13 protein-coding genes are annotated in these 11,499 nt (G+C 63.9%); 7 read left to right on the top strand and 6 right to left on the bottom strand.

Annotated elements, in window-relative coordinates:
• Nucleotides 1-54 precede the first annotated feature (54 nt).
• Complete coding sequence (locus tag A7D16_RS13490) at nucleotides 55-930, top strand: endonuclease/exonuclease/phosphatase family protein (RefSeq protein WP_095522387.1); 876 nt, start codon at nucleotides 55-57, stop codon at nucleotides 928-930.
• A gap of 152 nt (nucleotides 931-1,082) precedes the next feature.
• On the opposite strand, the gene A7D16_RS13495 is transcribed toward A7D16_RS13490, so the two are convergent.
• The 6 genes from A7D16_RS13495 to ykgO all read right to left on the bottom strand — a co-directional run bounded on the left by A7D16_RS13495 (nucleotide 1,083) and on the right by ykgO (nucleotide 5,833).
• Nucleotides 1,083-2,315 (bottom strand): TraB/GumN family protein, encoded by a 1,233-nt coding sequence (locus tag A7D16_RS13495; RefSeq protein ID WP_064633520.1) that lies wholly within the window; start codon nucleotides 2,313-2,315, stop codon nucleotides 1,083-1,085.
• Nucleotides 2,296-2,835: a GNAT family N-acetyltransferase gene (locus A7D16_RS13500; RefSeq protein WP_064633522.1), complete on the bottom strand. Its 540-nt coding sequence runs from the start codon at nucleotides 2,833-2,835 to the stop codon at nucleotides 2,296-2,298. Before A7D16_RS13500 ends, A7D16_RS13495 begins: the two co-directional genes overlap by 20 nt.
• A gap of 4 nt (nucleotides 2,836-2,839) precedes the next feature.
• Entirely contained in the window at nucleotides 2,840-3,724 is an 885-nt protein-coding gene (locus tag A7D16_RS13505; protein WP_064633525.1) for a carbon-nitrogen hydrolase, read from the bottom strand.
• A gap of 123 nt (nucleotides 3,725-3,847) precedes the next feature.
• Nucleotides 3,848-4,882, bottom strand: a complete 1,035-nt coding sequence (locus A7D16_RS13510) for an agmatine deiminase family protein (RefSeq protein WP_064633624.1) — start codon at nucleotides 4,880-4,882, stop codon at nucleotides 3,848-3,850.
• Nucleotides 4,883-5,115: 233 nt separating this feature from the next.
• Entirely contained in the window at nucleotides 5,116-5,457 is a 342-nt protein-coding gene (locus A7D16_RS13515) for a hypothetical protein (protein ID WP_064633528.1), read from the bottom strand.
• 250 nt (nucleotides 5,458-5,707) lie between these two features.
• Nucleotides 5,708-5,833, bottom strand: coding sequence for a type B 50S ribosomal protein L36 (ykgO, locus tag A7D16_RS13520; protein ID WP_005913193.1), 126 nt, complete (start codon nucleotides 5,831-5,833; stop codon nucleotides 5,708-5,710).
• Nucleotides 5,834-6,005: 172 nt separating this feature from the next.
• Here ykgO and cmk point away from each other — a divergent pair, with 172 nt between their 5' ends.
• The 6 genes from cmk to A7D16_RS13550 all read left to right on the top strand — a co-directional run bounded on the left by cmk (nucleotide 6,006) and on the right by A7D16_RS13550 (nucleotide 11,492).
• Nucleotides 6,006-6,689, top strand: a complete 684-nt coding sequence (gene cmk, locus A7D16_RS13525; RefSeq protein WP_064633530.1) for a (d)CMP kinase — start codon at nucleotides 6,006-6,008, stop codon at nucleotides 6,687-6,689.
• 184 nt (nucleotides 6,690-6,873) lie between these two features.
• Nucleotides 6,874-8,562 (top strand): 30S ribosomal protein S1, encoded by a 1,689-nt coding sequence (rpsA, locus tag A7D16_RS13530; RefSeq protein ID WP_039420263.1) that lies wholly within the window; start codon nucleotides 6,874-6,876, stop codon nucleotides 8,560-8,562.
• Between the two features lie 88 nt (nucleotides 8,563-8,650).
• Nucleotides 8,651-8,962 carry an integration host factor subunit beta gene (locus tag A7D16_RS13535; protein ID WP_064633532.1) on the top strand — a complete coding sequence of 104 codons (312 nt, stop codon included), beginning with the start codon at nucleotides 8,651-8,653 and terminating at the stop codon, nucleotides 8,960-8,962.
• A gap of 68 nt (nucleotides 8,963-9,030) precedes the next feature.
• Nucleotides 9,031-9,336 (top strand): lipopolysaccharide assembly protein LapA domain-containing protein, encoded by a 306-nt coding sequence (locus A7D16_RS13540; RefSeq protein ID WP_064633534.1) that lies wholly within the window; start codon nucleotides 9,031-9,033, stop codon nucleotides 9,334-9,336.
• Nucleotides 9,337-9,342: 6 nt separating this feature from the next.
• A complete protein-coding gene (gene lapB / locus A7D16_RS13545; protein ID WP_064633536.1) occupies nucleotides 9,343-10,521 on the top strand; it encodes a lipopolysaccharide assembly protein LapB in 1,179 nt (392 codons plus the stop codon).
• Complete coding sequence (locus A7D16_RS13550; protein WP_064633539.1) at nucleotides 10,521-11,492, top strand: MraY family glycosyltransferase; 972 nt, start codon at nucleotides 10,521-10,523, stop codon at nucleotides 11,490-11,492. Before lapB ends, A7D16_RS13550 begins: the two co-directional genes overlap by 1 nt.
• The last annotated feature ends 7 nt before the right edge of the window (nucleotides 11,493-11,499 follow it).

Here is an 11,499-nt window from a genome sequence, read left to right on the forward strand (position 1 = left end):
TGGTGCCGTCGTGCCTACCAGTGCACCGCGGTCGCGCTACTGATGGCGTGGTGTGTGGCTGTGCAGGCAGACCCGGCACCGCAGCATGCCAAGGCGCGCCCAGACAATGACAGCAGCCAGACCCCTGCACTTGCAGCTGCCAAGCAAACCGCTGCTGGCCCTGGCGTGCCCGCGCGCGAAATCACCCTGGTCACGCTCAACCTGCATCACGACCGCGAAGACTGGCCGGCTCGTCGCGCCTTTATCGCCAAGCAGCTCAGGCAGCTGGCGCCAGATGTGATCGCGTTGCAGGAAGTCATCGAGCGGCGCGGCAGCGTCGACAATCAGGCCGCGTGGCTGGCACGCAAGTTGGGCTACGCGGTCATCTTCGTCTCGGTCGATCCCGTGGGTGCGCCCAAGCGTTATGGCAATGCGTTGCTCAGCCGGCGCAAGGTGCTCGCACGCCATGAGCGCCTGCTGCAGCCGCTGGACGACTATCGTGTTGCCGCGCATCTGCAGGTGGATGTCGACGGCCAACCGCTCAATGTCTACGTCACTCATCTCAACGAACGCGCCGATGCGCGCGGCACCGCCACGCGCACGCGCCAGGTCGCCGACCTGCTGGAGTTCATCGCGTCCACGAGCGCGCAGGCACCGGTGGTGATTGCCGGCGACTTCAACACCGCCGCCGACACCCTCGATCTGGAGGCGCTACGCAAAGGCTATGGCGACAGCTACGGCAGCGTGCATCGCAATAGCGATGCCACGGTCAGCACCTTGAACATGCACGTCTTCGACAAGCCGGCGCGCATCGATCACGTGTTCTTCCAGCAGAGCCGCCTGCTCGCCCGCGAAGCCCGCATCCTGTTCGACACACCTTATGCCGAAGGCCGCTGGGCATCGGACCACTACGGCGTCTGGGTGCGCCTGCAGCTCGCGCCAGAGTCTTAGCTCCAGCGCAGTACCGCTCAGCCACCGGATGGCCTGGGAGCGCCCTTGGGCGCGACGGGGTGTTACCTCTAAAGCCCGATCACGCCCAAGGGCGCTTCTACGAAATGCATTGGATTTTTCGCGAAGTGCAGTGCAATGCAGCGCCGTCGCAATCACCCATGCAAGCGATTGAAGATCTGCACACCCGCCAGCCACACCCCGGCCATGCTGCCAAAATTGGTCAGCAAGAACGTCAGCACCACGCGCGAAACGCGATTGCGGTACCAGCCGCGCAGCGTTTGCGCGTCGTCGCGCAAGGACAAGAAATCGCCATAGGCCGGCTTGCGCATATGCACTTCCACCAGCGCCGCGAATGCGCCGGTCGGTACGCTCAGACGGAACGGCTTGAACGGTGCCACGACTGCGGCGGTGAGAATGCTCAACGGGTGGCTGCCGGCTAGCAAGCAGCCCAGCGCCGCCAGGCCGCCGGTGTACATCGCCCACTGCAGCAACAGGTCGGCGCCCATGCTCAGGCCACCACGCCAGAACCCGATGCCGATGCCGGTGATGATGACTGCCAGGATGCCCAACGTGATCCACGGAACGCGCTTGCGCTGCTGCACGTATTCCAGCGATTCGCGCAGCGGACCGGGCGCCGCGGTGTCCTGTTCCAGGTGCCGCGCAAGCCCGGCCAGATGCCCGGCGCCGACCACCGCCAAGATCTCGCGCTGATCTGCGCTGACTTCTTCGCGTAGACGCGTGGCCATGTACTGATCGCGCTCGGCAATCACCGTCTCGTACAACTCCGGGCTTTCACTGGCGAAATCGCCGAAGCTCGCCTCCAGCATGTCGCCTTGCTTGAGCTTTTCGATTTCCTCTTCGCCCACCTCGTCGGCAGCGAAAAGGCCCCCAAGCAATCCGCCGGCCAGTTTCATCTTGCCGAAGAACCCCAGCCGCCCGGACGCACGCTTGAAGGTCAGGCCGACTTCACGATCGATCAGGTGCACCGGCAAGCCCTGTGCGCGTGCCAGGTTCACCGCCTCCTTCAATTCCGCGCCCGGCTCGATGCCGAGTTGTTTGGCCAGGCGGCGTTGATAGGCCGCCAATGCCAGGTTTGCCGCGAACAAGGCCACGCGTCCCTTGCGGATCACCTGCACCAGGTCCAGGCGGGCGAGGGCGTCCGGGTCGCTGAGCGCCTGCAGGCGCTGCGCATCCAGCTCCACCGCCACCGCGTCGTAACGTCCGCTGCCGATCGCACGTTGCACGGCGGCCACACTCGCCAGCGACACATGCGCGGTGCCCAGCAAGGTATAGCGCACGCCATCGCGTTCGACGATGCGGTGCGGCTGGCCGGACAGCGCATCGTCCAGAACGTGGGTGGTCTGCTCAGTCATGGGGGTATTCATCAGAAGGAGGGGCGGTGTCGCCGGAGCCGAGCGCGCGTTGCATCTGCACGCCGTCCAACCAGCGACCGTGTTTGCGGCCGATTCCGGTGAACACTCCGACCGTGCGAAATCCAAAACGTTCATGCAAGTGTCGCGATGCCAGGTTGCCGGCGTCGCCGATCACCGCAATCATCTGCCGGAACCCGCGCTGCTCGCACAGCGCGATCAGCTCGCCCAGCAGGGCTTTGCCGATGCCGCGGCCCTGCATCGCGGTAGCCAGATAGATCGAGTTCTCTACCGTCCAGCGATAGCCTGCGCGCGCCCGAAATGCGCTGGCGTAGGCATAGCCGGCGACCACGCCATCAATCTCGGCAACCAGGTAGGGGTAACCGGCATCCACGATCGCGCTGACCCGCGCGTGCATCTCTTCGAGCGATGGCGCGCTGTATTCGTAGGTATTCACCCCGGCGATCTGCTCCGCATAGATCGCAGTGATTGCCGGGATGTCCGCATCGCGGACGGCACGCAGCTGGACGGGCATGCGGTCAGTCGATGTAGCGCTTGAGCAGGTCGCCGTACGCATCGATGCGGCGGTCACGCAGGAATGGCCAGATGCGGCGCACGTGCTCGCTGCGTTGCAGGTCGACATCGCAGATCAGCACGGTCGGGTCCTGGCCGGCTTCGGCAATGAACTCGCCCTGCGGCCCCAGCACGTGGCTATTGCCCCAGAACTGGATGCCCGATGCGCCCAACGGCGAAGGCTCATGGCCGACACGGTTGCACGACAGCACCGGCACGCCATTGGCCACGGCATGGCCGCGATGGCTAAGCACCCAGGCGTCGCGCTGGCGCTCCTGCTCGGGCTGCTGGTCGTCCGGATCCCAGCCGATCGCGGTGGGATAGAGCAGTAGTTCCGCACCGGCCAGCGCCATCAAACGCGCCGCTTCGGGGTACCACTGATCCCAGCACACCAGCACACCCAGGCGGCCCACCGACGTGTCGATCGGCGTAAAACCCAGATCGCCCGGGGTGAAATAAAACTTCTCGTAGAAGCCCGGGTCGTCGGGGATGTGCATCTTGCGGTACTTGCCGAGCAGTTGGCCGTCGGTTTCGAACACCACCGCAGTGTTGTGGTACAGGCCAGCCGCGCGGCGCTCGAACAGCGAGGCCACCAGCACCACGCCGTGCTGCTTGGCCAGCGCGCCCAGACGTTCGGTGCTGGGGCCGGGAATCGGCTCGGCCAGGTCGAATTCGTCCACCGATTCGTGCTGGCAGAAATACGCACCGTTGTGCAGCTCCTGCAGCAGCACCAGCTTGGCGCCCTGCGCGGCGGCTTCGGCCACACGCGATGCGATGACGGCCAGATTGGCCTCGGCGTCGCCGTGGTTGCGCTCCTGGATCAGCGCGACGGGTAGGAGATGACGGGTCATGGCAGCATCCAACGTAAGTGGCGCACTAAGGTAGCGCGCCATGGCGTAACACCGGCCTGACGGCCGGAACAGGAACAACGCGCGGCATGTGCGGCCGCGACGCAGGCGAATCTGGAGCTGCGCTCAGGCGGCGAGCAGGCCGGCCGGCAACTGCATGGTCAGGCAATGCAGGCTGCCGTTCTGCCAGATCAGCGCGCGGCACGGCACCGGCACGATCTCGTGCTGCGGGAATGCCTGCGCCAGCACCGCCTGCGCGCTCACATCGGCCGCATCGCCATAGGCCGGCATCAACACCGCACCGTTGACGATCAGGAAATTGGCATACGACGCCGCCAGCCGGCGGCCCTGGTCGAGAATGGGCTCTGCCCACGGCAGCACGAACAGGCGATACGGCTGCCCGTCGGCCTTGCGCAGCGCAGCCAATTCGGCGCCCATGGCCTGCAGCTCGGTGTAATGCGAATCGCCGGGTACATCGCAGCCCTGGTAGACGATCGCATCCGGGCCGGCAAAGCGCGCCAACGTATCGATATGCGCGTCGGTGTCGTCGCCTTCCAGGTAGCCGTGGTCCAGCCACAGCACGCGCTCCTGCGCCAACCACGTCGCAAGATCGCCGCTCAGCGATTCGCGCGTGCGCTGCGGGTGGCGCTCATGCAGGCACTTCCAGGTGGTCAACAAGGTGCCGGCGCCATCGGTCTCGATCGCACCGCCTTCCAGCGCAAAGTCCACCGTCTCCACCTGCGCCGTCACGAACACCTGCGCCGCATCCAGCGAACTCACCAATTGATCGTCCAGGCTGGCTTCGAACTTGCCGCCCCAGCCGGTGAAGCGGAAATCCATCAGCCGGAAGCCGCCCTCCTGGCGCAGCGTGATCGGGCCCGAGTCGCGCAGCCAGGTGTCGTTGTAGGCGGCGATCACGAAACGCACGCGCGTCATGTCCACCCGCGCCGAACGCAGCCGTGCCTCGGCGTAGATCTGCAGATCGTCATCGGCCGCACAGATGACCACCGGTTCGAAGCGGGAGATCGCCGTGACCAGCGCGATGTAGGTCTCTTCCACATCGGCCAGGCGTTCGGCCCAGTCGGTGCCTGCATGCGGCCATGCAAGCAATACGGCGGATTGGGGTTCCCATTCGGCGGGAAAGCGAAGACGGTCGGTCATGCCAGGCAAATACTCATCTTGGTGTGCGGGCAACGCCTGCACGTTCATCGATATCCCGCACACACATGCGGGCTCTTGCGATCCGGGCGCATCGACGCGCCTGGCGTTGGTACAGAGTCGCAGCAACGCATGTCCGGCTGCTGACGAACGCAACTCGCCTCACGCCGCGAAACGCGATGGCCGAAGGTGCAGCGCACGGGCGCCAGCACGTCCGGCCGAGTGTCGTCCAGGCATCACCGGATCGGCGGCTTCGGCCCGATCTCGTTGGCATCGGCCTTATTGGCAACCACGTCGATCACCTTGCTTTTTTCGAAGTACACGGTGAACGCCGGATACACCCAGCGATGGATGGTCGGCCACTGGCGTTTCTGCCCGCCGCGCGGGTCGAGCTTTTCCTGCGGCGTGCCATAGCGGCCTTCGACCTGGCTCATGCTGTCGCCGCGCAAGGGCAGGGCAGCGGCCGGCTTCTGCTGGGCACGGTCGACCAGCAGCGTATCGGCCGAAGCGGCGGCACTGATCCCCATCAGCGCGATTGTCAGCATGATCGGCGGCATCACAAACAAACGGTTGCGCATGTCATCTACTCCCCAGTGGACAAGTTTTCAGATGGTGATTACAGCAAAAAACCAGGACGGCCGTTGCTGCGGGGACGGGTTGGTCCGAGCGGCAGCGCAGCGGGGGCAGGCCGCGCGCCCATTCAACGTCGGCGATGGCTTGACTGGCTGAGGCCCGCAGCAGCTGCACGTGGCACCAGCCGGTGTGAAGCAGCGGCCAAGAAAAAACCGCCCGGAGGCGGCTTTCTCGGCTCTTGCACGCGGCGAAAGCTTAGCGCTGACGCGCCTTGAAACGCGGGTTCGACTTGCAGATCACGAAGACCTTGCCGCGGCGGCGGACCACCTTGCAGTCGCGGTGACGGGTCTTCGCAGACTTCAGGGAGGACAGGACTTTCATGGCACACCTCGGCGTAAACGGTTGGATTCGATGGAAGAGTGCCCACGGTCGAGGGTGCACCCGGAATTAAGCCGGTAATTCTAACCGGCTTTTCGTCGTGCTTTCAAGTGCTTGCATCGCAATCGCCATAAGCGGCGCTACACTACCGCCTGATGACCTTCCGGAAACCTGAATGACCGACCTTTCGCCCGTTCTCACCATCGATGGCCCCTCCGGTGCCGGCAAGGGCACCGTAAGCCGGATCGTGGCCGCCCGGCTGGGCTGGCATTACCTCGATTCGGGTGCGCTGTATCGCGCCGTCGGTGTTGCTGCGAGCTGGGCCGATCTGGACGTCTCCGACGCGGCGGCGCTGGTGCGTTGCACCTTCGACACCAAGGTGGAATTCGATGACGCAGGCGAGGCAGGGCTGCGGGTGCTGGTCAATGGCGTGGATGCCACCGGCGAGCTACGCCTTGAAACCACCGGCGCACTGGCCTCGGCCATTGCAGCCATTCCCGAGGTGCGCAGTGCCCTGAAAGAGCGCCAACGCGCATTCAGGCGAGCGCCTGGCCTGGTTGCCGATGGGCGCGACATGGGCACGGTGATCTTCCCCGATGCCGCCTTCAAGGTCTTTCTGACCGCCAGTGCCGAAGAACGTGCGGGCCGTCGGCATAAACAGTTGATGGAAAAGGGTGTTTCGGTTATCTTTGACGACCTGCTGCGCGAGATCATGGCCCGTGATGCCCGTGATGCGCAGCGGGTGGTGGCGCCGTTACGGCCGGCCGAAGACGCCGTGCTGATCGATACCAGCGGAATAGGGATCGAGGATGTCGTCCAGCGTGTGGTCGGGTTGCTCGCAGACCGCATGCCGTCGTAAGCGTTCCGCAAGCGGGCCTGTCCCGCCGACCGTAAGGCGTTCCAAAGCTCTGTCGCGCATCCCGCGTGGCGGTTCTACTACTTCTAAACCGACTCGCTGTCCGGAGTCGACCAACAGGCTGGGCGGTTCGCATCTGTCGCATCCCGACGATCGGCGCCCGTGTGTTCAACTGAGTAAAATTCAAATGACAGAATCTTTTGCTGAACTGTTCGAAGCCAGTCAAGCCAATCTGGCGAAGCTGAAGCCGGGCTCGATCGTCACAGGTACCGTCGTGGAAGTCCGCGGCGACGTGGTGGTGATCAACGCTGGCCTGAAGTCCGAAGGCATCGTGCCGATCGAGCAGTTCCGTAACGACGCTGGCGAGATCGATGTCGGCGTAGGCGACCAGGTCAAGGTTGCCCTCGATTCCATCGAGAACGGCTTCGGCGAAACCGTGCTGTCGCGCGAGAAGGCCAAGCGCGCAATGGTGTGGGACGAGCTGGAAGAGGCGTTGGAAAAGAACGAAACCATCACCGGCCGCATCAGCGGCAAGGTCAAGGGTGGTTTCACCGTGGACATCAAGGATGTTCGCGCGTTCCTGCCTGGTTCGCTGGTGGATGTGCGCCCGGTGCGCGACCCGGCCTACCTGGAAGGCAAGGAACTCGAGTTCAAGCTGATCAAGCTGGACCGCAAGCGCAACAACGTGGTGGTGTCGCGTCGTGCCGTGGTCGAGAGCGAGCACTCGGAAGAGCGCGAGCAGCTGATGGACAAGCTGCAGGAAGGCGCGATCCTGAAGGGTGTCGTCAAGAACCTGACCGACTACGGCGCATTCGTGGACCTGGGCGGTATCGACGGCCTGCTGCACATCACCGACATGGCCTGGAAGCGCGTGCGCCATCCGTCCGAAGTCGTCAACGTCGGCGACGAGCTGGACGTGCGCGTGCTGAAGTTCGATCGCGAGCGTAACCGCGTCAGCCTCGGCCTGAAGCAGCTGGGCGAAGATCCGTGGGACAACATCGCCCGTCGTTACCCGGCCAACAGCCGCGTGTTCGGCAAGGTCTCCAACGTCACCGATTACGGCGCATTCGTCGAAATCGAGCCGGGCGTCGAAGGTCTGGTGCACGTCTCCGAGATGGATTGGACCAACAAGAACGTCAACCCGTCCAAGGTTGTGCAGGTTGGTGACGAAGTCGAAGTGATGGTGCTGGATGTCGACGAGGAGCGTCGCCGCATCTCGCTGGGCATGAAGCAGGTTGCCGCCAATCCGTGGGAAACCTTCGCTGCCACCCACAAGAAGAACGACAAGGTGTCCGGCCAGATCAAGTCGATCACCGACTTCGGCATCTTCATCGGTCTGGACGGCGGCATCGACGGTCTGGTGCACCTGTCCGACATCAGCTGGAACACCACCGGCGAAGATGTCGTGCGCAACTACAAGAAGGGCGACACGCTGGAAGCCGTCGTGCTGGCAGTGGACCCGGAACGCGAGCGCATCAGCCTGGGCGTCAAGCAGCTGGAGCAGGATCCGTTCGGTCAGTACATGGCGTCCAACCCGAAGGGTTCGAAGGTCGAAGGCGTGGTGCGTGAAGTGGATGCCAAGGGCGCCACGATCGACCTGGCCGACGGCATCGAGGGCTACGTCGCTGCACGCGACATCGCCAACGAGCGCGTCGACGATGCGACCCAGCACCTGAAGGTCGGCGACAAGATCGAAGCCAAGTTCGTGGGCATGGACCGTAAGGGCCGCACCCTGCAGCTGTCGATCAAGGCCAAGGACGATGCCGAAATGCGCGAAACTCTGGAGGACTACCAGTCTTCCTCCGCAGCGTCGGGCGGCATGACTCAGCTGGGCGCGCTGCTGCGTGCACAGTTGAACAACAACAAGTCCGAGTAAGCGCGTAGCGCTCGCAAGAGCGTGATGGATCGGCCCGGGCTTGCCCGGGCCGATCCCGATGTGTCAGTCGAAAAAAGCAAGTTTTCCCATGACCAAGTCCGAATTGATTGAAATCCTGGCGCGACGCCAAGCGCATCTGAAGGCGGACGACGTGGATCTGGCAGTCAAGTCGCTGCTGGAGATGATGGGGCAGGCGCTCTCCGATGGTGATCGGATCGAAATCCGTGGGTTCGGCAGTTTCTCCTTGCATTACCGTCCGCCACGTCTGGGGCGTAATCCCAAGACCGGCGAATCGGTCGCGCTGCCGGGCAAGCATGTTCCCCATTTCAAGCCAGGCAAGGAATTGCGTGAGCGTGTCAGCTCCGTGGTGCCTGTCGATGTGGCCGATACGGCGGACTGAGGTCTGTTCTGGCGCTGTGTTGATGTCGTCTCGGTTAAGCTAGCGCGCTTCCCGACGGAGTCTCGCCCATGAAGGTGCTTCGCTTGCTGGTGATGTTGGCCTTCCTGCTGGTCGGTTTGATCATCGGTGCGGTCAATTCCCAGGACATCACTCTCGATTTCCTTTTTTCCAGTGTGCATACCAGTTCGGGTGTGGCGATCATCGTCGCGCTGCTGGTCGGTGTGTTGATCGGGGCCGGCATGGTGCTGGTCAGTGTGGTCATTCCCCTCTATTCCAAACTGCGCCAGGCCAACAAGGCTGTTGCGGTCAACCGCGCCGATGCCAGGCCTGCCACGCCTGCCGCAGTCGAGCCGCGCCCCATCGATGGACTATAAGGACGTATGGACTTTCTGACCGAGTGGATCTGGTTTTTCCTGTTTGTGCCGCTGGCTGCGCTGGGCGGCTGGATCGTCGGTCGTCGCGGCGGGCAACGCCATGGCGATACCCAGGTCAGTCGGCTTTCCAGCACCTATTTCCGCGGTCTGAACTACCTGCTCAACGAGCAACCGGACAAGGCGATCGAGCTGTTTCTGCATATCGCAGAACTGGACAAGGAAACCTTCGAGACCCAGGTCGCGCTAGGGCATTTGTTCCGTCGCCGCGGTGAAGTCGACCGTGCGATCCGTCTGCACCAGGGCCTGGTGCAGCGCGCCGACCTGACCGACCAGCAGCGCGTCCAGGCATTGCTGGCGCTTGGCGAGGACTACATGAAGTCCGGCCTGCTGGACCGCGCCGAAACGGTCTTCACCGAATTGGCGCAATTGGACCAGCGTGCGCCGCAGGCGCTGCGTCATCTGATCGGCATCTACCAGGCCGAGCGCGATTGGGAAAAGGCGATCGACAACGCCACCCGCTACGAAGAAGTGACCGGCGAGCCGATGGGCAAGCTGATCTCGCAATTCGAATGCGAATTGGCCGACCGCTACCGCGGCCTGGGCAAGACCGACGATGCGCTGCAGGCCATTGCACGCGCCTATCAGGCCGATGGCACCTCGGTGCGTGCCGGCATCCTGGAAGGGCGCATCGAAGCCGAACGCGGCCACGACGAAGCGGCGGTGCGCGCGTTCGAACGTGCGGCCCGGCATGATCCGGAATACCTGCCGGAGATCATTCCGGCATTGATGGCCGCGTATTTGCGGGTTGGCGATATTGCGGGGGCGCGTAACTTCCTGTCGGAGATGACCGAGCACTACCGCGGTATTGCTCCGGTGCTGGCATTGACCCAGCTGATGGAAGCCCAGGATGGCGTGGCGCCCGCGCTGGCCTATCTTGGCCGCCAGCTCAAGGATCGCCCGTCGGTGCGTGGCGAGTCGGCCTTGATCGACCTCACCCTGGCCGAGGGAAGCGACCCGGTCGGGACGTTGCAGGACCTCAAGCACATCACCGACCAGTTGCTGGTGCGTAACCCGAGCTATCGCTGCACGCGCTGTGGCTTCGGTGCCAAGACGCACCACTGGCAATGCCCGAGCTGCAAGGAATGGGGTACGGTCAAACCGCTGTTGAACTACGCGGTGGTCTGATGGTGTGGCTGTGGTGCGTGCTGCACCTGCTGGTCGCAGCACTGGGGACCTGGGTGTTGCGGCGCTATGCCTTGCATCGCCGCCTGCTCGATCAACCAGGCGAACGGCGCAGCCACGCGGTGGCCACGCCGCGCGGCGGCGGCATGGCGATTGTCGCGGCGATCCTGCTGGGCTGCGTTGCGGTAAGCGTGCTGTGGCCGATGGCGCGCCTGACGATCGGCTGGTTCGCAGCAGGGTTGGTCGCAGTGGCTGGCGTGGGCTGGTGGGACGACCATCGGCCGCTCTCTGCCAGGCTGCGCTTTGCGATCCATCTGGCCGCATCTGCGGCGTTGGGCGGGTTGGTTTGCCATTACACCGGGAATGTGTGGGATGGGGTGCTGGCTGCTGCCGCGTCCGTGGTGTTGATCAATGTCTGGAATTTCATGGACGGCATCAACGGGCTTGCCAGCAGCCAGGCGGCATTGGCGGCCCTGGCATTCGCACTGGTGGCGCCGCCTGCGTTGTCCTGGGCGGGGCTGGCCGTTGCGGCAGCGTGCGTGGGCTTCGTCCCGTTCAATTTTCCGCGCGCGCGCATCTTCATGGGCGATGGCGGCAGCGGCGCGCTTGGCTATGTGCTGGCGGCGTTGCTGGCACTGAACGTGGCCAGCGACCAGGTGAGTTGGTGGATCAGCTGGCTGCCGCTGACGGCGTTTCTTGTAGACGCCGGCTTCACGCTGCTTGCTCGCATGCTCGGCCGGCAACGTTGGTGGGAACCGCACGCCCAGCATGTCTACCAACGGCTGGCACGTCGGGTTGGGGCACACGTTCCGGTAACCGGCATTTATTTCGCTTTCAGCCTCGCTGCTGTCTGCTTGTTTGTGTTAATTCGTCATGATTCGTTTTGGCTGCAGGTGTCCGGAGCTCTGGTATGGGGCGTGGGCGCTACCGCGATCTGGCTTTTTCTGCGCGATGGACTGCGCAATTCTGAGTAATGGACTT

It is taken from the genome of Xanthomonas nasturtii (genome assembly GCF_001660815.1).
Taxonomy (GTDB): Bacteria; Pseudomonadota; Gammaproteobacteria; order Xanthomonadales; family Xanthomonadaceae; genus Xanthomonas; species Xanthomonas nasturtii.